At 58.2% G+C, this 19,535-nt stretch carries 18 protein-coding genes; 5 read left to right on the forward strand and 13 right to left on the reverse strand.

Annotated elements, in window-relative coordinates; translation table 11 throughout:
• The first annotated feature begins 3 nt into the window (after positions 1-3).
• Together I6J26_RS01365 and I6J26_RS01370 are read left to right on the forward strand one after the other, a co-directional pair.
• Positions 4-696 (forward strand): energy-coupling factor ABC transporter ATP-binding protein, encoded by a 693-nt coding sequence (locus I6J26_RS01365; protein ID WP_115022569.1) that lies wholly within the window; start codon positions 4-6, stop codon positions 694-696.
• A 4-nt stretch (positions 697-700) separates the two neighbouring features.
• Positions 701-1,315: an energy-coupling factor transporter transmembrane component T family protein gene (locus tag I6J26_RS01370; protein ID WP_115022572.1), complete on the forward strand. Its 615-nt coding sequence runs from the start codon at positions 701-703 to the stop codon at positions 1,313-1,315.
• A 13-nt stretch (positions 1,316-1,328) separates the two neighbouring features.
• Here I6J26_RS01370 and I6J26_RS01375 read toward each other — a convergent pair whose 3' ends face one another.
• The 4 genes from I6J26_RS01375 to pgsA form a co-directional block, all read right to left on the reverse strand.
• Positions 1,329-2,165: a PspA/IM30 family protein gene (locus I6J26_RS01375; RefSeq protein WP_115022574.1), complete on the reverse strand. Its 837-nt coding sequence runs from the start codon at positions 2,163-2,165 to the stop codon at positions 1,329-1,331.
• A gap of 140 nt (positions 2,166-2,305) precedes the next feature.
• Positions 2,306-2,656, reverse strand: a complete 351-nt coding sequence (locus tag I6J26_RS01380; protein WP_039675834.1) for a helix-turn-helix domain-containing protein — start codon at positions 2,654-2,656, stop codon at positions 2,306-2,308.
• A 45-nt stretch (positions 2,657-2,701) separates the two neighbouring features.
• Positions 2,702-3,178: a CinA family protein gene (locus I6J26_RS01385; protein WP_115022577.1), complete on the reverse strand. Its 477-nt coding sequence runs from the start codon at positions 3,176-3,178 to the stop codon at positions 2,702-2,704.
• Complete coding sequence (gene pgsA, locus I6J26_RS01390) at positions 3,168-3,776, reverse strand: CDP-diacylglycerol--glycerol-3-phosphate 3-phosphatidyltransferase (RefSeq protein ID WP_181815458.1); 609 nt, start codon at positions 3,774-3,776, stop codon at positions 3,168-3,170. The genes I6J26_RS01385 and pgsA overlap by 11 nt, the downstream gene beginning before the upstream one ends.
• Positions 3,777-3,892: 116 nt before the next feature.
• Between pgsA and I6J26_RS01395 the strand changes: the two genes are divergently transcribed.
• The gene (locus I6J26_RS01395) at positions 3,893-4,183 is read left to right on the forward strand and encodes a YciI family protein (RefSeq protein ID WP_115022582.1); all 291 of its coding nucleotides are present in this window, start codon (positions 3,893-3,895) and stop codon (positions 4,181-4,183) included.
• Positions 4,184-4,237: 54 nt separating this feature from the next.
• On the opposite strand, the gene I6J26_RS01400 is transcribed toward I6J26_RS01395, so the two are convergent.
• The 7 genes from I6J26_RS01400 to dapB form a co-directional block, all read right to left on the reverse strand.
• A complete protein-coding gene (locus tag I6J26_RS01400) occupies positions 4,238-5,356 on the reverse strand; it encodes a TerC family protein (RefSeq protein ID WP_115022584.1) in 1,119 nt (372 codons plus the stop codon).
• 179 nt (positions 5,357-5,535) lie between these two features.
• A complete protein-coding gene (locus I6J26_RS01405) occupies positions 5,536-8,787 on the reverse strand; it encodes a DNA translocase FtsK (RefSeq protein ID WP_115022586.1) in 3,252 nt (1,083 codons plus the stop codon).
• 77 nt (positions 8,788-8,864) lie between these two features.
• Positions 8,865-9,503 (reverse strand): TIGR03085 family metal-binding protein, encoded by a 639-nt coding sequence (locus I6J26_RS01410; protein ID WP_115022589.1) that lies wholly within the window; start codon positions 9,501-9,503, stop codon positions 8,865-8,867.
• Between the two features lie 42 nt (positions 9,504-9,545).
• Complete coding sequence (locus tag I6J26_RS01415; RefSeq protein ID WP_181815377.1) at positions 9,546-11,642, reverse strand: ribonuclease J; 2,097 nt, start codon at positions 11,640-11,642, stop codon at positions 9,546-9,548.
• 2 nt (positions 11,643-11,644) lie between these two features.
• Positions 11,645-12,553, reverse strand: a complete 909-nt coding sequence (gene dapA, locus I6J26_RS01420; RefSeq protein WP_115022591.1) for a 4-hydroxy-tetrahydrodipicolinate synthase — start codon at positions 12,551-12,553, stop codon at positions 11,645-11,647.
• A 70-nt stretch (positions 12,554-12,623) separates the two neighbouring features.
• Positions 12,624-13,373: an FAD-dependent thymidylate synthase gene (gene thyX, locus I6J26_RS01425; RefSeq protein WP_115022593.1), complete on the reverse strand. Its 750-nt coding sequence runs from the start codon at positions 13,371-13,373 to the stop codon at positions 12,624-12,626.
• A complete protein-coding gene (gene dapB, locus I6J26_RS01430) occupies positions 13,373-14,119 on the reverse strand; it encodes a 4-hydroxy-tetrahydrodipicolinate reductase (RefSeq protein WP_115022596.1) in 747 nt (248 codons plus the stop codon). Before dapB ends, thyX begins: the two co-directional genes overlap by 1 nt.
• 316 nt (positions 14,120-14,435) lie before the next feature.
• On the opposite strand from dapB, the gene I6J26_RS01435 reads away from it, so the two are divergent.
• Positions 14,436-15,704: an HNH endonuclease signature motif containing protein gene (locus I6J26_RS01435; RefSeq protein WP_115022599.1), complete on the forward strand. Its 1,269-nt coding sequence runs from the start codon at positions 14,436-14,438 to the stop codon at positions 15,702-15,704.
• 359 nt (positions 15,705-16,063) lie between these two features.
• On the forward strand, positions 16,064-16,732 hold the full coding sequence (locus tag I6J26_RS01440; protein ID WP_115022602.1) for an AMIN-like domain-containing (lipo)protein: 669 nt from the start codon (positions 16,064-16,066) through the stop codon (positions 16,730-16,732).
• Between the two features lie 87 nt (positions 16,733-16,819).
• Here I6J26_RS01440 and I6J26_RS01445 read toward each other — a convergent pair whose 3' ends face one another.
• Together I6J26_RS01445 and rpsO are read right to left on the reverse strand one after the other, a co-directional pair.
• Positions 16,820-19,099 (reverse strand): polyribonucleotide nucleotidyltransferase, encoded by a 2,280-nt coding sequence (locus tag I6J26_RS01445; protein WP_115022604.1) that lies wholly within the window; start codon positions 19,097-19,099, stop codon positions 16,820-16,822.
• A gap of 139 nt (positions 19,100-19,238) precedes the next feature.
• Complete coding sequence (gene rpsO, locus I6J26_RS01450; RefSeq protein WP_039675855.1) at positions 19,239-19,508, reverse strand: 30S ribosomal protein S15; 270 nt, start codon at positions 19,506-19,508, stop codon at positions 19,239-19,241.
• Between the last annotated feature and the right edge of the window lie 27 nt (positions 19,509-19,535).

Here is a 19,535-nt window from a genome sequence, read left to right on the forward strand (position 1 = left end):
GCCGTGCCTCAGATTGATTTTCACAACGTCTCCGTTTCCTTCGACGATAAGAAGGTCCTTGATAGCGTTTCGATGACGTTAAACGAGCAGCGTATCGGCATCATCGGCGCCAATGGCGGCGGCAAATCTACCCTCGTTCGCCTCATCAATGGCCTCGGGGAGCCTACGGAAGGCAGCGTGCTGGTGGACGGGGTGGACGTCGCCAAGCACGGCAAAGACGTTCGCCGCAAGGTGGGCTTCGTCTTCTCTGATGCAGAGAACCAAATCGTCATGCCCAATGTACGGGATGACGTGGATTTTTCGCTGCGCAGGCTCAAGTTATCCAAAGAGGAACGAGCTGCGCGGGTTGATGCTGTACTTGATCGCTTTGGATTGACCCCACTGTCTGACCAATCTCCCCATACGCTGTCGGGCGGACAAAAGCAGCTGCTCGCCCTCGCTGCCGTCCTCGTCATGGAACCCACCGTCATCATTGCCGATGAACCCACGACATTGCTGGATTTACGTAACCGCGACCGCATTCGCCGCGAATTCAACAGCCTTCAACAGCAACTGATTGTGGTAACCCACGACCTGGACTTTCTCTCAGACTTCGACCGCGTGCTATGCATCGATAATCATCACATCGCCGCTGATGGCCCTCCCGATGAGGTCATCCCCTTTTACACCAATCTCATGGCCTCACGCCCGCTCTAGGATCATGCCCAAGAACATCCCACTCGGCTTTTATGTCGACGCAGACACGATTATTCACCGCATCCCTGCTGCGGTGAAGTTCCTTACCCTTATCGCCTTCATCCTCGTCACCTCGTTAGCAGTGAAGACGGTTGCGTGGGCAGCCTTAAGCCTTGCTATTCCTCTTGTGTTCTTCCCCGTCGCTCGTATCCCCCTCCGGGTGGCAGTAGGTCAGCTCGCTCCCCCGCTCTATTTATTGGTTGCGCTCGCGGCTTTTCAGTGGTGGCAAAAAGATCTCACCTCGGCAGCGATCATGTTTCTTACGATCTATGCGGCCGTCACTGCGGCCGTGCTGCTCACCCTCACCACGAAGGTTTCGGAGATGATGGATTCCTTCGACCGCGCTCTCGCACCTCTTGGCAAACTGGGTGTGCCCGTAGAGAACATCACGCTGGCAATGTCTCTCACCATCCGCCTCCTGCCACTCATGCTTGGCACTGTCCTCGAAGTACTTGACGCACGAAAAGCCCGGGGTGCCACGGCCTCACTGACCGCATTCGGTACCCCGGTTATCATTCGTTCTATTCGCCGCGCCCGCGCTATGGGCGAGGCCCTTCACGCACGCGGCGTCGGCGACTAGAAAATCTCAGCTCTTACTCGCCACGCAGCTCACGCAGGCGGGCCTGGACAGCATCATCGGCCGCGCTCGGCTGGGCGTTGTTCTCACCCGCACCAATAGCCTGCTGAGAGTTGCCCTCCACAGCCTTGGTGTTATTCATCTCTGCGCGAATCTGCTCGAGGCGCGAGTGGCCAGCAAGTTGCACACCTGCCTGCTCGATTTCCTGCATGCGGTTAGATACGGAGTTCTCAGCCAGCTCTGCCTGGCCCAGCGCCTTGGAGTAACGGCGCTCGATCTTGTCGCGCACGGCATCGAGGGACGGAGAATTGCCGTTAGCAGTAAGCTCGTTCATCGAGTTCAGCGACTCGGACACCTTCTCCTGCATCTTGGCCTGCTCCAGCTGGGACAGCAGCTTCGAGCGCTCATTGACCTTCTCACGCAAGGCCATGCCATTGCGCTCGACTGCCTTCTTAGCCTGATCTGCCTGCTGCAGTGCCTGATCGTGCAGCTTCTTCGTGTCTTCCACGGACTGTTCTGCAGTCACGAGCTGGGCGGCGAAAGCCTCAGCGGCATTCTCGTACTCCGTAGCCTTCTGTACATCGCCCTCAGCGCGGGCCTTGTCCGCGAGGTTCAGGGCATTGCGGGTATTCTGCTGCAGCTTCTCAATTTCGCTCAAGCGACGGTTGAGCTGCATCTCCAGCTGACGCTGGTTACCAATGACCGCAGCTGCCTGCTGGGACAGCTCTTGGTGCTGACGCTGCGCTTCTTCGATGGCCTGCTCGATCTGTACCTTCGGATCCGCGTTCTCCTCAATCTTGGAATCGAAGAGAGCCATCAAGTACTTCCACGCCTTTACGAATGGGTTCGCCATGACAGAAGATGCCTTTCTCAGCAGTTAGGAATGTTCACGTTGATAATTTACGCCACTCACCGAGTGGATGTTCTACCCGCCCAATAGTAGCGAAGCCAATGGAAATGCGTCGCCGATTAAATCCAGATGTGGGATTGGACTTAAAGTTCCGATGCAGCCGGCGCAGTGGAGGCTAGCTCTTCATCCATCGACGGCAATGCCATGTATCCGGCTGCCTCAATGAGGACATCAGACACGCTGACATCGAGCGCATGGCACACCGATGCCAGAAGCTCAGAGGAAACCTCTTTGCGTCCGCGCTCCAACTCCGAAAGGTACCCCGGGGACACACGTGCCACACCTGCGAGTTCACGCAAGGTCACGCCTTTATCTGCACGGAAGGCTCGCAGCGTCAACCCCAGCGCCTCACGAAGAAGCGGCTCTGGAGCTCGCTCTGCGGTCCGCGCTACTGCCGGAGTGGGTTTTTCAAGAAGTGCAACTGAAGTGTTCATCACTCGGTATAACGGCCGAGCGCCTCATCTTGTTCCCAAAATCGCCTACTTTTCTTGAATAGTTGATAGAAGCAGGCTCAAGGCCGACTCCACGGCGGCCGAACGAATGGCGTTTCTTTCCCCCTCATCGAGTTCGATGAGAACGCCGCGCTTAACGACGTCCCTCCGGTACAGCCCCACATACACCGTCCCCGCAGGTTTTCCCTCCTGCAGGTCTGGCCCAGCCACGCCGGTAAGCCCGATGCCCCAGTCAGCGCCGGTTTCCATACACGCTGCGTGTGCCATCTCCACGGCCGTGTCTGCGGAGACAACTCCCTGTTCTTCGAGGCGGTCTACCGACGTGTGAAGGAAGTGCGCCTTCACCTCAGTGGCATACGTGACCAACCCGCCGCGCAAAACTGCAGACGCCCCAGGCACGCTAGCTACACTCGCCGCTGCGAGACCGGCAGTGAGGGACTCACAGAACGCCACTGTCTCCCCGCGTTCGCGAAGTATTGCGACAAGGTCGCTCTCAACGCCCATTGGCTTGCCCTGCCTTGTTTTCTTTGTAGCCGTCGACGAGGTACTGAATACCTGTGACGACGGTGACGATGACAGCGGCAATCATAACGATAAAGCTGGGGAGGTCCATCCAGCTGGGCAGCGGGCACAGGTAGAGTGCTACCGCCAATGTCTGCAGTGCCGTCTTGAGCTTTCCGCCTTGGGAAGCCGGCACGACCTTACCTTGACGCAGCAGGACGAAGCGCCAGATCGTAATGCCAAACTCACGAACAAGAATCAGAACGGTCACCCACACCGGCAACACGCCAATGATGTTGAGGCACACAAAGGCCGCGGTCATGAGCGCCTTATCCGCAATGGGATCAGCGATCTTTCCAAAGTTGGTGACAAGACCCCGCGACCGCGCAATATCACCGTCCAGCTTGTCCGTGATCATAAGAAGCACGAAACAGCCGAAGGCCCACCAGTCGTGCCCGCCAAGCACGAGCCACACGAAGAGCGGGATGAAAAGGATACGCACACTCGTCAGGATGTTAGGCAGGTTCCAATTGGATACCTCGGGGTTAACATCCGTGGCATGAGATTGGTTTTGCGCATCCTGGGAATTCTTCACGCCCATCATCCTACCGTGAGCACCTCGTACTCAGTGCCACATCGTCACAATCGAGGTATCACGGCCTCCCCCACACGCTTAACCGCCTTCTCGCGTATGCGGGGCGCACTAGCATGGACTACATGAAGTATTTCGCAGTGTCCTATGAGTACAACCCCAAGAACCCGATCATCGCCCAGACCCGACCTCAGCACCGCGAGTTCATCGGCGCGTTGCACGAGAAGGGCCAAATCTGTGGTTCCGGCCCGTTCACCGATTCCAAGGGTGGCGCACTCATCGTGCTCCAATTTGAAGATGAGTCCATCGAGGTAGCTCAGGTCATCGAGCTCATGGACCAGGATCCCTTCTACACGGAAGGCGCGGTCACCGGCCGAGCCTTCCGCGAGTGGAACCCAGTCATTAATTCCTTCTAGGTCCCACGTCGAGTCGGTCTTACCTGGAGCGTCGGTCTTGGCTGACACGCCTCATTAGGGCAGCTCAGACTTAGGAAGCTCGTCCGCCTTGCCAACGAGCTCGCCTTCATGGTTGCGAACAATCTTGTTGCCAAAGTCATCCCAGTCATAGTGGTTGTGGGAAATTACCACACCACCTTGGGCTTGATCGCGCTTGTCTTTCCACACCGAAAGCAACACCGTGATGCCGAGAACTCCGACGATGACCAAAAGTGAGGTAAGAGTCGTAATTTCCGGAACCGCGCTGACGTTTTCGCCACCATTGATAAACGGCAGGTTGTTTTCGTGCAGGGCGTGGAACAGCAGCTTGACGCCGATGAAGAGCAGGATAATACCCAGGCCATAAGGCAGGTAAACAAGGCGGTCCAGCAAGCCATCAATGAGGAAGAACATCTGGCGCAGACCCATCAGGGCAAACGCGTTGGTGGTGAATACCAGGAAGGGCTCCGACGTAATGCCATAGATGGCGGGGATGGAGTCGAAGGCAAACATGACGTCGATAAGCCCGATGGCCGCCAAGGCCACAAAGAGCGGGGTCAGAGCAAACTTGCCCTTCTTTTCACCGGACTCTTCTCGGTGAGTGAGTTTGTCGCCGTGGTAGCGCGGGGTCACGTGTACCACCTTGCGCAGCCACTTAACCACCAGCATGTCATTGGGATCGGTCTCAGGCGTGCCATTTATCTCATCAATGAGCAGCTTCACCGCTGTATAGATGAGGAAGATTGCGAAGATGTAGAAGACATCAGACCAGGCAGCGATGATAGCCGCGCCCATCAAAATGAAGGCGAGTCGGAAGATCAGCGCCAGCACGATGCCAATGAGCAGCACCTTCTGCTGGTACCTGCGGGGAATTTTGAAGGAACCCATGATGAGAGAGAAGACAAACAGGTTGTCCACACTCAGCGCCTGTTCCGTTACCCAACCGGTATAGAACTGCGCTGCATGTTCGCTATCCCACAACACCCACACGACGCCGCCAAAGACGACGGCCATCGCCATGTAAAACAGGGTCCAGCCGCCGGATTCCTTAATGGTCGGCTCATGTGGTGAACGAACATGACTGTAGAAATCGAAGATAAAGAAGCCCAGGATCACAGCGATGGTGATGGCCCAGACCCACAGTGGTACGTGCATAGTGCCCTATCCCTCCGGTCGGCGTGGCTACAAAGACCGGAGGTCTCCCCCGCTAGCAGCCTCCATACAGGGCGTTACCAGCCGACGCGACCGGGAACTGTCTCGCAGTTGCCGTGTTGACGATCAGCGCCGAAGAGTGGGGTACTCCCCTCCAAGACTTGTCCTATCCTACACGTAATCTAGAACGCGCCTGCAGAGGGGTTGGCGTTGATCTGAACGGTGCGCGTGTCGTCGTCGCTAGACGCTTCGGTACTCTCACCGTCAGCCTCGGCGTCCTGAATCTCCTTCGGAGCCTCGGCAGGATCAGCGCCCTTGATCATCCAGATGATGGTGTCGAGCTCCTCCGGCTTCACTAGCACCTCACGTGCCTTGGAGCCCTCGGACGGGCCGACCACACCGCGGGATTCCATGAGATCCATAAGGCGACCGGCCTTGGCGAAGCCGATACGCAACTTGCGCTGCAGCATCGACGTCGAGCCCAGCTGGGAGGTGACCACTAGGTCGACGGCCTCGAGGAGGTCGTCCATGTCCTTGCCGATCTCCTCGTCGATCTCCTTCTTAGCCTCGGAGGTCTTGTCGTCCGTCACGCCCTCGGTGTAGTTCGGGGTGCCCTGAGCCTTGGCGGCGTCGACAACCGCCTGCACCTCGTCGTCGGAAACGAAGGCACCCTGCATACGCACCGGGCGTCCGCCCTGCGGGATGAAGAGGCCATCGCCCATACCAATGAGCTTCTCTGCGCCTCCCTGGTCCAGGATGACGCGGGAGTCCGTCAGCGAGGAGGTTGCGAACGCCAGACGGGAGGGCACGTTGGTCTTGATAAGGCCCGTCACCACGTCCACGGACGGACGCTGCGTCGCCAGCACCAGGTGGATGCCAGCCGCACGCGCCTTCTGAGTGATGCGGACGATGGAATCCTCAATCTCCTTCGGAGCCGTCATCATGAGGTCAGCCAACTCGTCGACAACGCAGACGATGTACGGGTAGGGGCGCATCTCTCGCTGCGATCCAGCCGGTGCCTGGTACTCGCCGCTGCGAACCTTGCGGTTGAAGTCCTCGATCTTGCGCACGCGAGCTGCCTGCATATCCATATAGCGCTGCTCCATCTCCTCCACCAGCCACTGCAGTGCGGCCGCAGCCTTCTTCGGCTGCGTAATGATCGGAGTGATGAGGTGCGGAATACCCTCGTACGGCGTGAGCTCCACCATCTTCGGGTCAACGAGGATGAGGCGCACGTCTTCCGGCGTCGCGCGCGTGAGCAACGAGACGAGCATGGAATTCACGAATGCCGATTTACCGGAACCAGTAGCACCGGCGACAAGCAAGTGCGGCATCTTCTTCACGGAGAAGGACGTGTACTCGCCTTCGATATCCTTGCCCAAACCAATGAGCATGGGGTCGTGGTCAGCGCGTAAGGCTGGGGAATCGAGCACATCGCGCAGGCGCACCATCTCACGATCAGCATTCGGCACCTCGATACCCACGGCGGACTTGCCCGGAATCGGCGTCAGCAGGCGCAGGTTGTCCGTCGCCACGGCATAAGCCAAGTTGGACTGCAGGTTCGTGATCTTGGAAACTTTCACACCTGGGCCCAGCTCAATCTCGTAGCGCGTAACTGTCGGTCCACGGCTAAAGCCAGTGACCTGGGCGTTGACCTTGAATTCCTCGAAGACCTCAGTGATGGCCTCGATAATGCGGTCGTTGGCTTCGGTACGAGCCTTGGCTGGCTTACCGGCAGTGAGCAAGTCCGTCGTCGGGACGTCGTAGCCTCCGCCGAGTGCTGTGTCTTCAGCACCGCTCGGTTCTGCCGGGGTTTCCTGCTGTACCGGCGGCTCTTCATCTACCTTGGCGCCGGTCGTTGCATCGCGTCCAGAACGCTGCTGGAAGAGGCGCACTGCCTCGGAATGCGCGTCGGACACGACATCACCGCTAGCGGCAGCCTTTTGGGCCGCGCTTGCCGACGTCCCCGCTGCCGCCGCACCGAGCGCTGCGCCAGCCGCCCCGCCGACATCCACGCGCGGACGCTTCTTGGGGGCAGGCTTCGGTGCCGGAGCAGATTCAGGCTCTGGTTCCGGAACTGCAGGGAACTCGTCTGTGTCATCAATCTGAGCCGTGCGCTCAGAGTCGAAGGACGGACGGCCGTGTTGGATCGGTTCTTGCTGAACCGGCTCGTTCTGCACAGGCTTTGCGGACGCCGCGGAATCGAAGGACACCGTGGCATGCTCGTCCGGCTCCGCTACAGGGTAGGCCTGTACCGGGCGCGGACGCGGTCGAGGACGCGGAGTATAAGACTGGCGTTCGGGGCGCTCGCGCCCCTCGGCAATCGCATCGATGTCATCGGTGACGTAGCCGTAATCATCCTCGGGGACGTCGTCAAGCAGCTCCTCTTCCCTGCCCTGCTTGCGGTTACGAATACCATCCACTAGGCCGGAGAACTGCGCTGCTACGAAGTCATAGGCTTCACGCAGGGTAATGCCCGTGACATTGAGAGCTCCATAAACGATGAGCAGGAACAACAGAGGCACGGCCACGTAGCTGGAGAAAGCCGCAACGAGCAGCTCACCGATTCCGAAGCCAATGGCGCCGCCTGCTTCACCGGCCGCATTATTCTTCCACGTTAGGTCTGGGAGACCAGCAAAAATATGAATCAGACTGAGCATGCACACGATGATGAGCGACGTTCCGCCCACGACACGCGGCTTAAAATGTCCGGCAGGGCCTGAAAAATCCATCATGAGCGCGATGGCGACCGCCAGGAGGCCCACAGGCAGGACATACGCACCCGCGCCAATGACGTAGCGCACGGCATCGGTCAGGTATTCACCGATGATGCCCGCGACCTGGAACCACGTGGCACAGGCCAGGATGATGGCGATGCCGATGAGCACTAGGGCCACAGCATCCGGGTTCGAGATGCGAATGCTCTTCTCCGTTGACGTCGGGCGATCCATGACAGTGGTAGCTGCGTCCCCATCAACGTCGCGCGCGCGGGTCACTTTGCTCTTCTTCGACGCTGCCTTAGCTGCTGCTTCATGTGTGGTGTTCGTAGCCTTCTTGTTTTTCGCGCGCCCAGAAATTGCCCCTGGCTCCCTCAACTCGTCGTAATCCTCGTACGCTTCTGCTTCATAAGCGTCATAGGCATCATAGTCACCGTCGTAGACATTCTCGTCTCGGTCACTGTAATCAGCCGGTTTCAAACCAGCCAAGCCATGGCCGACGCCTCTCGCCATGCCACCCATTCCGCGGGCGGTTGCGCCAAAAACGGTTCCTAAGCCTCGCCCTACGGCACGAAAGGCGCTGCCGGTCCTCTCTTCGGAGGTCTCAGCAGCGCGAGTTGCAGACGTCAGCGAGTAATTGCTTCGGCCGGACGGCCGCGAGCGATCAGCGGCGCGACCTCGACCGGAAGCGCGAGACGGAGCGTTTTTGACAGACATGTCTGCCACTCTAGTAGCAAATGCACCATTAACAACATAAGCCACACGCGTGTGGCGGAATTTCCAGCGGGTTCAGTCTAGAGACTTGACCTTGTGATGGCGCTCTTCTCCCCCACAATCTCGACGTGAGCAGCATCGCGTCCAAACGCCCACAACAAGATTTCGGACACGGTGCCACGCACACGAACGACAGCGTCGCCCTGCTCCGCGACACCATGTTTATCCGCTGCCACGATGGGCGGGAAACCACTCGGCTCTAGTACCACGGGAAGACTCGACTGTGATAGCAACCCTGCCCCCATCGTCTTCAAGGTAAGAAGCAGTTCTTTCTGCGCAGCATGGGAAAATTCACGCGCTTCGGTACGTCCATTCGCGCGGCGAATGTCCTCGTGATGCACAAAGTGCTCAGCCGAATTAACTAGCTTGTCGGCGTAGCGGAAAGGGTTAAGTTTGCTTGCCCCACTCCCCCAGTCATCCACCAGCTCGTCATAATCGCGTTTGAGCGCTTCCTCCGTCGCCTTATCCAAGCGCGAAGAGAGAGCCGGCACGAAGAGCCCAGCGGAAGCATCAAGACGGTTTTCGCGCACCCACAAGTGTGCGGCGAGGTCGCGGGTAGTCCACCCTTCACACAGCGTGGGCGCGTCGGGGCCTAACTCATGAAACAGCGCCACCATCTTGGCGCGCTCAGCAGATGAAAACGACATGCGCCCCAGCATACCTACCGATGGCAGGAACGCTGGGGCGCAATCGTCGCTGTTTTAGAGCGACTCGCGGGAGGCTTGTACCTCTTCGTCGTCCGGCAACAGGATATCCGAGTTGGTCGGAACGATCGTCGGCAGGATAACCGGCTCACGCTTGTACTTCGAAGACATGAGCTTCGCTACCTTGCGGCGAATCTTCTGCACCATACGGTAGGTATCGTTCTCACCCTCTGCGGCGAGATCGTTCATGGTATCCTCCACCATCTCTGCGACCTCCGGCACGATGCCGCGGTCGTCATCAGAGAAACCAGTAGTGGAGACCGTTGGGTGCTCGAGCAGACGCGAGGTGCGGTTGTCGATCACACAGGTAATCGACACCACGCCTCCTGCACCCAAGTTGGTGCGGTCTGCCAAGGTGTCCGCGTCGACGTCACCCATGGACACACCATCGACGTAGAGGTTGCCCACCGGGATCTGGCCGACGACCTCGGCGCGGCCATTGCGCAGGTCAACCACAACACCATTCTGGGCAAGGACTACGCGATCACGGGCAACACCCGTGGAGATTGCGAGCTCCTTGTTCGCGCGCAGGTGGCGCCATTCGCCGTGAACCGGCATGGCGTTCTTCGGACGTGCTGCGTTGTACAGGAACAGCAGCTCACCACCGTAGCCGTGGCCGGAGGCGTGAACCTTGGCCTCCTTATTGGTGATGACCTCAGCACCAATCTGGGACAGCATGTTGATGACTCCGAATACTGCCTCCTCGTTACCCGGAATGAGGGAGGAGGAGAAGATGATGAGGTCACCATCACGGACCGTGATCTGACGGTGCTCGCGACGAGCCATGCGGGACAAAGCAGCCATCGGCTCGCCCTGGGTACCCGTGGTGATGAGCAGAACCTTGTGCGGAGCCATCTTGGCTGCCTCATCGATCGGGATGATGGTGCCGCGCGGAACCTTGAGGAAGCCCATCTTTTCCGCGATCTCCATGTTGCGCATCATGGAACGGCCGTTGAATGCGACCTTTCGGCCGGCAGCCACGGCGGCGTCGATAGCCGCCTGCACGCGGTACACGTTCGACGCGAAGGACGCGATGATCACGCGCTGCTTGGCTCCAGAAACCAAACGCTTAAAGGTTGCCGGAATGTCACCTTCAGAGGCAGAAACACCCGGGATGTTGGCGTTGGTGGAGTCACACAGCATGAGGTCCACGCCCTCATCGCCGTAACGCGACAGTGCCGGGAGGTCAGTCGGGCGGTTATCCAACGGAGTCTGGTCCAGTTTGATATCACCGGTGTGAATGATATTGCCGGCCGGGGTACCCAGCATGACACCAAGCGCGTCCGGGACCGAGTGGTTCACTGCCCAGAAGCGGCAGCGGAACGGGCCGTAGTTCACATCAGATTTCTCGTTGACTTCAACGAACTTCGGCTTCTGGCGGTGCTCCTTACACTTTGCAGCGATGAGCGCGATGGTGAAGCGCGACGCCACGATCGGGATATCCGGGCGCAGCTTCAAAAGCCACGGGATAGCGCCAATGTGATCCTCGTGTGCGTGGGTCACCACGAGGGCCTTAACCTTGTGAATCTTCTTCTCAATCGGACCAAAGTCCGGCAGGATGAGATCCACGCCTGGCTCACCGGAGGACGGGAAGAGCACACCACAGTCGATGATGAGCAGTTCATCTTGGTACTCAAAGACGGTCATGTTGCGACCGATCTCAGAGATACCACCCAGAGCGTAAATGCGCAGGGCATCCTTTTGCTGCTTCGGAGGTTCCGGCAAACGCTTGGTCAGGTCCGCGCCCTGCATGGATTTAGGCACATTGCGGCGACCACGGTTGTTATTGCGGTTGCGGCCGTTGTTGCGGCCACCATTGTTGTTGCCGTTGTTGCCGTTGTTGTTAGCGCCGCCATTGCCACCGCGACCACGGCCACGGCCGCCGCGGGAACCACGGGAGCGGGAACGGCGGTTGCCGTCCTCAGAATTCGAGTTATTCGAGTTATCAGACTCGTTCGAATTAGTGCCAGTCGCAGCCGATTCATTCGGCGCTTGGAAAACCGGCGAAGCCGCCTCATTCGAGGCGGTCTCAGTCTCCGCAGGCGGACCCGCCTTGCGGGTTACCTTGCGGGAACGGTTACGGGATTCAGTCATTCTTAAAGGACTCCAGCCTTCTCCAAATCGTGGCGGAGAGCCTCAACCTCCTCCGCGTCAGCCGCGGATACCGGAAGGCGAGGGTCCCCTACTTCAATACCCTGCAGACGCAGGGCAGCCTTAACAAGAGTTGCTCCGCCCAGACGGCTTTGCGCCTGGATGAGCGGGGTTAAAGTTTTCGCGTTAATCTCTCGTGCACGTGCGATATCGCCTTCATCGAAGGCCACGTAGAGATCAGCCAGGGCGCGCGGTGCAAGGTGACCAATCACGGAAATGACTCCTGAAGCACCAAGGGCAAGCCAAGGCAGGTTGAGGCCATCATCCCCGGAGTACCATGCCAAACCGGTCTCCTGGATAAGCGGTGCGGCCGCAACAAGGTCGCCTTTAGCGTCCTTGACGGCCTGAATGTTCGGCACGTCCGCGAGACGGAGAATCGTCTCCGTTTCAATCGGGATGCCCGAGCGGCCAGGAATGTCGTACAGACAAATCGGAAGATCCACGGCGTTAGCCACGGCAGTGAAGTGCGCGTACACACCAGCCTGGGAGGGCTTGGAGTAGTACGGGGTAACAACCAAAAGGCTATCCGCACCTGCATCAGCAAAGGCGCGTGCCGCCTCGACGCTGGTAGCGGTGTTGTTGGTTCCCGCACCAGCACAGAGGGTGGCTCGGTCCCCTACCTCTTCCTTCACAGCCGCAAACAGCTCCAGCTTTTCATCCAACGACGTCGTAGGTGACTCACCCGTAGTACCCGAGAGGATGAGCGAGTCGACGCCGTTATCAACAAGATGAGCTGCTAGGCGACGCCCTGCAGACACGTCCAGCGCACCGTCCTGGTCAAACGGGGTGACCATCGCTACGCCCACGCGTCCGAAAGTGTCGACGCCTGTCTGTGCTGTCATACCTGTGCTCATAGGCGTCAAGATTACCCGCTTTGCACCTTATTAGCTGAATCGGGGCGTTGCGCGAGTCTTAAATTTCTCCTTAGGCGTAAGGACTCGACGCCATTTCGGTGCCATCGCTCAGGGTGGTGATATTGAAATCGTCGAAAAGCACCGGCGATTGCTTCCTCAACAGCTTCAGACATGCCACCGCTAGCTGCCGCATCTCCGTATCCGCCTGTTCCGTCGCCCGCGCGCCGATAAAGTGACGCCACGCCCGGTAGTTGCCGGTCACGACGATGCGAGACTCCGTCAGGTTGGGTAGCACTGCACGGGCGGCCTGGCGTGCCTGCTTCTTGCGCAGCAATGCATTCGGTTCCTGCTCGAGCTTCGATTCAAGAGCATCGAGAAGCTCTTCGTAGACGAAACGCGCATCATCGGCTGCCTGCAGAGTCAATCGGGTAAGTTGTTCATCCTCCGCAATGAGTTTCGGCAGCACCACTTCAGCCTCTTCAGAATGAACAAAGCGCTGCGAGAGTTGCGAAAAAGAGAAATGTCGGTGCCGAACTAGCTCGTGCGTTGCCGAACGCGACAAGCCGCGGATATACAGCGTCGCGGTTGCGTGCTCGAGCAGCGCATGATGCCCAACCTCGAGGATGTGATGCAGATAAGCCTGGTTCGAAGCAGTACGTGGGTTCGGCTTGTCGAAGGACTCATAACAAGCTCGCCCAGCGAACTCGACAAGAGCCTCGCTTTCCGACGCCTCCCCGTCCACCTCCCAGTCCACTCCCTGCGGCGCGTGGAAAGCAGTGGCCGCGATGAGCTGGACATCAAGCTCAGTGACCTTAGCCATTACAGCTCCAAGTACTTTTCCAGGCCCACGGTAAGCCCCGGGTGGGACGCGATTTCCCGCACACCCACGAGCACGCCTGGAGTGAAAGAGGAACGGTCATAAGAGTCCTGCCGGATGGTCAGGGACTGACCTTGAGTGCCGAAAATTACCTCTTCGTGCGCCACCATTCCTTGCATACGGACTGCGTGAACATGGACGCCGTCAACATCCGCGCCGCGCGCTCCGTCGAGGGACTGCTCGGTCTTGTCCGGCATTGCATCCAATCCAGCCTCTTTGCGAGCCTTCGCAATGCCCTGTGCGGTATGAACCGCGGTGCCGGACGGCGCATCGAGCTTGTTCGGGTGGTGATACTCAACCACCTCAGCGCTGTCGAAGAATTTTGCAGCTTGTGCCGCGAAGACCATGGTCAGCACAGCCGAAATAGCAAAGTTCGGAGCGATCAACACGTGGCCCGCACCGTCTCCCTTTGTCCATTCCTCCACTTGCGCCAGACGCTCGGCGTCGAAGCCCGTGGTCCCCACGACGGCGTGAATGCCATGCTGAGTACAGAATTCAAGGTTGCCCATAACGGAAGCAGGCTGGGTGAAGTCAACGGCTACCTGCGCGCCAGCTTCGACTAGCTTCTCAAGCGGAGTATCGCGATCGATTTCAGCAACAAGCTCCAGATCCTCTGCAGCGTTGACACCCTCCACGATTGCTTGTCCCACGCGGCCCTTAGCGCCGAGGACACCCACCTTGATAGTCATTCACAATCCCTTCATCTCTGTTCGTTCTGTTAGCCATGACCAGTCTATCCCTGTCGACATCTAGGGCTCAGAACGGGGCACGCGGCGCTAACTCCCCTCGCCTACACCATTCACCTACCCCCGTTGTTGTGTATGAGTAAAACCTATATCCCCAGCTCGACAAGAGTCGAACGCATAACCTAAAGCGCCACTTGACACCCCCACGTATCTTGATTTGTGAAGTTTATCCCCGCAGGCTATAGACCTGATGCGGTGACACCACTAGGATTGGGTGTAGAACACTTCTTCTAACTAGATCATTTTCGGGGATACGCCAATGAGCACCACCACCATCCGCCCGGACGCCTTTTTTAGTATTACCAACCCTCATAACCCACACGCCGTTGCCCGCAGCATTGCCAGGAAAGCCACCTACCAGGCCTGGCTTAGTGGCAAACCCCAACTTGAAGACGATATCGACACCACCGCACTCAGCCTCGTCAACACCTGGGCACTAACCGAAGGACACATCAAAGCAGGACTAAGAGCCCTCCACCGCCTGGATACCCTGCCGAAGGTCAAGGCCTTGCAAGAAGAGCACTATGTGCTTGATATCGAATCCCTTATCGCTATTGACCAACCCATGTCAGCCCTTGCCGGGCCTACTACTGCCACACTAGCGCTCATTGATGGCATGCTGGCAGACTATTTCACCCCCACCAAACCCAACCAGGCCTTTCCTACTCGTAGTCAAATTCGCCGCAAAGTCCGCGACTTATGCAAAGCACTCGATGACACCATCGCCTATCGGGACACCCGCCCGAAAGACACCTACACGTTCTACTCCAACGGCACTACAGCGTGGCTTGAACTTGGAGTCGATGAGAACACCGGCATCAAACTCGATGCCTTCATCCGCAAAACCGCCGCCCACGAAGGCCTAAGCCTTACCGAGGCCGTAAAGAAACTTCTCAGCGGTGAAATCACCCCACCGGCAACCGTTATCCTCAATACTTATAGAGCCTGCGATGTTGACAACGCCCCAACCTATATTGAGGGCTTTGGGTGGAAAGCCACCCCCATGCCACACGATAAACAACGCGACCTGACAAAACCTAGTGAGGAAACAGATTCCTATCGCCCAGGTGTGGGAATGCGCAAAGAAGTCGAAGGCAGAGACGGCACCTGCCGCATCAACGGATGCACTGAACCAGCCCACCACACCCAGCTTGACCACCGGCACAACTATGCCGATGGTGGTGCCACTCACCCCAGTAACTTGGCGTGTTTGTGCCAGAAGCATCACAACATGAAAACCGATGGCACTCTTCACTACCTTCTGGACCCAAATAGCGGGGATATCATCTGGCTATTTCAAAACGGCACCTGGTGCATCACCGAACCAGAAGGACCCCTAGCACCTAAACAAAAACGCTGGGCCCAAACAGTAGGCCAACACATCACCACCACCCGCACACGCATAAGAGAAGAAGCTCAAAGACTCAAACAAGCCCTCGACGACTACCACCAACAACAAACCCAAGCACAAGAAACAGAAGCTCAAACCGGCGAGAACACCGACCCCACCGACGACATCCCCTTCTAAACCCCAGCCGTCGAATCAAACGACGAAGATAAGACTCACCCCCGCACAACCTCGGTCGTCGAATCAAACGACGAAGACAATCCGAAAACTTGCTCAATAGCTCAGGACTCGAAAACGTCTCGTCGAATCAAACGACGAAGGGTCGCGGGAGCCGAGGGCCGGAGGGAGATAGAGAAAAGCCTCCCTAACGGTAAAAAGTCGGCGCAGATTCTTGGGCGGAACTTTTAAGAGTTAGGGAGACTAGCCGGCCAGAGAATGCCCCGCGGGGTCCAGCGGGGTTAGGCAGTGATGCCCACGTGCTGCTGCTCGTTATGATGGTCTAGGAAGCTGGATCCTGCTGTCACAGCTGAAGGGAAAATATGACTCGCTCTATTGGACCGACCACCGTCATCGGGGTCATCATTGCCGGATGTGCGTTGATCATCAGCGCATGCTCTGATGGTGGTTCGCACACCACAAATTCACCTGCTTTTAGTTCGGTTGAATCCAGTCCGCGAGTTTCTGAAGCTCCAGCCAGTGACAAAGTGACCCCAAAGGACTCGGGAGCGCAAAGCAGCTCGGAGGCGATGACTGCAGCACAGTTTGCGGGCATGGGTACAGCAGCGCTGGAAAATCAGCACCACATGCCCGAACGGCTGGGAGATCTCACGCCAACTAATGTGCGCGTAGGTGCCCATGATGGGTTTACCCGCGTAGTCATTGATCTTGAAGGGGACGGTGAACCGGGCTGGTTTACCACCTACACGGAAAGCCCAACTCAGCAAGCCTCCGGTTACCCGGTTGAGGCAAAAGGAAACATTTTTCTCGACCTCGGAATCGAGGGTACTCCTTGGCCATCTACGCCTGAGCTTGAGGAACGGCATATTCAGCAGGGAACTACTCCTGGAACTGGAATCGTGAGCGAAGTGGTCTACACCAGCTCATTTGAGTCACAATCGCAATTCATCGTCGGTCTGCAGAAGAGGACGCCGTACTCGGTGACATTTCTCGAGGCCCCCAAACGACTTGTACTTGATTTCCAGGACTAGCAGCTAGCACCCAACAAGCTAAGAGCCCCGCCCTCGCAGCCCATGAACGAGCTGGAGAGCGGGGCTCTGGCTTATGCGGTTTGGGAATTAGTCTTCCTCAACCGGAACCAGGGAAATCTTGCCGCGGTTATCGATGTCCGCGATTTCGACCTGGATCTTGTCGCCGACGTTGACCACGTCTTCGACCTTTTCGATACGCTCATCGCCGCCCAGCTTCGAGATGTGCACCAAGCCGTCGCGGCCCGGGGTCAGGGATACGAAGGCGCCGAAAGCGACAGTCTTCACCACGGTGCCAAGGAAGCGCTCGCCTACTTTGGGAAGCTGCGGGTTGGCAATGCTGTTGACGCGCTCGATGGCAGCCTCAGCGGCCTCGCCGGTAGCAGCAGACACGTAGACGGTACCGTCCTCCTCGATAGAGACATCAGCACCGGTTTCCTCAGTAATGGTGTTGATGGTCTTACCCTTCGGACCGATGAGCTCACCAATCTTGTTGACCGGGATGGTCACCGAGGTGATACGCGGGGCAAGGCCGGACATCTCGTCCGGTCCCTCGATAACCTCAGCCATGGTTTCGAGGATGGCGGAACGGGCATCGCGGGCCTGCTCGAGAGCGTCGGCAAGCACGTGCGAAGGAATGCCATCCAGCTTGGTATCCAGCTGCAGAGCGGTGATGAACTCGGAGGTACCTGCGACCTTAAAGTCCATGTCGCCGAAAGCGTCCTCGGCGCCGAGGATATCGGTCAGCGCAACGAACTTCTCCTTACCCTTGACCTCACCGGAGACAAGGCCCATAGCGATACCAGCCACCGGAGCCTTGAGCGGAACACCTGCGTTGTACAGGGACAAGGTGGAGGCACACACCGAACCCATGGAAGTTGAACCGTTGGAGCCCAAAGCCTCGGAGACCTGGCGGATAGCGTAAGGGAACTCCTCACGGGACGGGATAACCGGCAGCAAGGCACGCTCAGCCAGGGCACCGTGACCAATCTCGCGGCGCTTCGGGGAACCCACGCGGCCGGTCTCACCCGTGGAGTATGGCGGGAAGTTGTAGTGGTGCATGTAGCGCTTGGACTCCACCGGGGTCAGGGAGTCAATCTGCTGCTCCATCTTGAGCATGTCCAGGGTGGTGACACCTAGGATCTGAGTCTCGCCACGCTCAAACAGTGAGGAACCATGGGCACGCGGGATAAGGTCCACCTCCACGCCGAGGTCACGCAGGTCAGTCACACCACGACCATCAATGCGGAAGCCCTCAGTGAGAATCTTGTTACGGACGATATCCTTCATCACAGCGTTGAAGGCGTTGCGGATCTGCTTGGAGGCATCCGCTTCCTCAAGGTCATCGAACTCGTCAAGGAGATCGGCTTCGACCTGCTCCATGTACTCGTTCGTTGCATCATCACGGTCTTGCTTACCCGGGATGGTGAGCAGCTTCTGCAGCTTCTTGGAGGCTGCCTTCTCCACTGCCTCGTATACATCCTCGCTGTAGGCCGGGAAAAGCGGGAACTCCTGGGTCTCCTTCGCGGCGCGCTCAGCCAGACCTGCCTGAGCCTCACACAGCGTCTTAATGAAGGGCTTGGCAGCTTCCAAGCCCTCGGCCACGGTGGATTCCTGGGGCGCCGGAGCGCCTTCCTTAATGCGTTCAGCCACGTTCACGCCGGCGCCTGCCTCCACCATCATGATGGCGACATCGTCCTTGTTGCCCTTCTTGACAATGCGGCCGGCAACGACCATCTCAAACAGGGCGCGCTCATGCTGCTCATTGTTCGGGAAGGCTACCCACTGGCCCTTCGGGTGCTTGTCATCAGCAATGAGTGCCATGCGCACACCGCCCACAGGACCGGAGACCGGCAGGCCGGAGAGCTGAGTAGAGGCAGAAGCGCCATTAATGGCAACAACGTCGTAGTACTCTTCCGGGTCCATTGAGAGAACCGTGACGACAACCTGGACCTCGTTGCGCAGGCCCTTCACAAAGGTCGGACGCAACGGGCGGTCAATAAGGCGGCATGCCAGGATAGCCTCAGTGGAGGGGCGGCCCTCCCGGCGGAAGAAGGAGCCCGGGATCTTGCCCGCTGCGTACATGCGCTCCTCGACGTCCACGGTCAGCGGGAAGAAGTCGAAACCTTCGCGTGGCTGGTTGGACGCGGTGGTGGTGGACAGGAGCATGGTGTCCTCGTCCAGATAGGTGGTCACGGAACCGCCGGCCTGACGGGCGAGCTGGCCCGTCTCAAAGCGAATGGTGCGGGTACCAAAGTCGCCATTATCCAGGGTGGCGATGGCTTCGGTAATGCCATAATCATCGTCGATAGCGAACTCGACGGTGTTGTTGGCAGTGTGCTTGGTGTTTTTGGCGTTTCTAGCGCTCATGTTTGTGACTCTCCTTGGAGGTGTCCTGGCGATCTTCGGTGCCGCCTCTTCGATTCGGTATTTCTGACAACGTCCAAGGATTTTACCAGATGGCATAAGAAAACCCCCGCAGGGATGCGGGGGTTGAATTGGTGCGTGCTTAGCGACGCAGACCCAGACGAGAAATCAGGTCACGGTAACGATCAACGTCGTTGGACTCCAGGTACTTCAGGAGGCCGCGACGACGACCCACCATGAGCAGCAGGCCACGACGGGAGTGGTGGTCGTGCTTGTGGCCCTTGAGGTGCTCGGTCAGGTTGTTGATGCGGGAGGTCAGCAGGGCAACCTGTGCCTCGGTGGAACCGGTATCGGTCTCGTGCAGGCCGAACTCCTTGAGGATTTCTGCCTTCTTCTCGGTGGTCAAAGCCATGGAAAAATCTCCTATTGTATTTCAGTC

The organism is Corynebacterium minutissimum (genome assembly GCF_016889765.1).
GTDB classification, from domain to species: Bacteria; Actinomycetota; Actinomycetes; order Mycobacteriales; family Mycobacteriaceae; genus Corynebacterium; species Corynebacterium minutissimum_B.

Excerpts from the sequence above, each read along its gene's own strand:
- I6J26_RS01370 (WP_115022572.1), top strand. The coding sequence starts at position 701 with ATGCCCAAGAACATCCCACTCGGCTTTTATGTCGACGCAGACACGATT.
- I6J26_RS01375 (WP_115022574.1), bottom strand. The coding sequence starts at position 2,165 with ATGGCGAACCCATTCGTAAAGGCGTGGAAGTACTTGATGGCTCTCTTC.
- I6J26_RS01380 (WP_039675834.1), bottom strand. The coding sequence starts at position 2,656 with ATGAACACTTCAGTTGCACTTCTTGAAAAACCCACTCCGGCAGTAGCG.
- I6J26_RS01385 (WP_115022577.1), bottom strand. The coding sequence starts at position 3,178 with ATGGGCGTTGAGAGCGACCTTGTCGCAATACTTCGCGAACGCGGGGAG.
- pgsA (WP_181815458.1), bottom strand. The coding sequence starts at position 3,776 with ATGGGCGTGAAGAATTCCCAGGATGCGCAAAACCAATCTCATGCCACG.
- I6J26_RS01395 (WP_115022582.1), top strand. The coding sequence starts at position 3,893 with ATGAAGTATTTCGCAGTGTCCTATGAGTACAACCCCAAGAACCCGATC.
- I6J26_RS01400 (WP_115022584.1), bottom strand. The coding sequence starts at position 5,356 with ATGCACGTACCACTGTGGGTCTGGGCCATCACCATCGCTGTGATCCTG.
- I6J26_RS01405 (WP_115022586.1), bottom strand. The coding sequence starts at position 8,787 with ATGTCTGTCAAAAACGCTCCGTCTCGCGCTTCCGGTCGAGGTCGCGCC.
- I6J26_RS01410 (WP_115022589.1), bottom strand. The coding sequence starts at position 9,503 with ATGCTGGGGCGCATGTCGTTTTCATCTGCTGAGCGCGCCAAGATGGTG.
- I6J26_RS01415 (WP_181815377.1), bottom strand. The coding sequence starts at position 11,642 with ATGACTGAATCCCGTAACCGTTCCCGCAAGGTAACCCGCAAGGCGGGT.
- dapA (WP_115022591.1), bottom strand. The coding sequence starts at position 12,553 with ATGAGCACAGGTATGACAGCACAGACAGGCGTCGACACTTTCGGACGC.
- thyX (WP_115022593.1), bottom strand. The coding sequence starts at position 13,373 with ATGGCTAAGGTCACTGAGCTTGATGTCCAGCTCATCGCGGCCACTGCT.
- dapB (WP_115022596.1), bottom strand. The coding sequence starts at position 14,119 with ATGACTATCAAGGTGGGTGTCCTCGGCGCTAAGGGCCGCGTGGGACAA.
- I6J26_RS01435 (WP_115022599.1), top strand. The coding sequence starts at position 14,436 with ATGAGCACCACCACCATCCGCCCGGACGCCTTTTTTAGTATTACCAAC.
- I6J26_RS01440 (WP_115022602.1), top strand. The coding sequence starts at position 16,064 with ATGACTCGCTCTATTGGACCGACCACCGTCATCGGGGTCATCATTGCC.
- I6J26_RS01445 (WP_115022604.1), bottom strand. The coding sequence starts at position 19,099 with ATGAGCGCTAGAAACGCCAAAAACACCAAGCACACTGCCAACAACACC.
- rpsO (WP_039675855.1), bottom strand. The coding sequence starts at position 19,508 with ATGGCTTTGACCACCGAGAAGAAGGCAGAAATCCTCAAGGAGTTCGGC.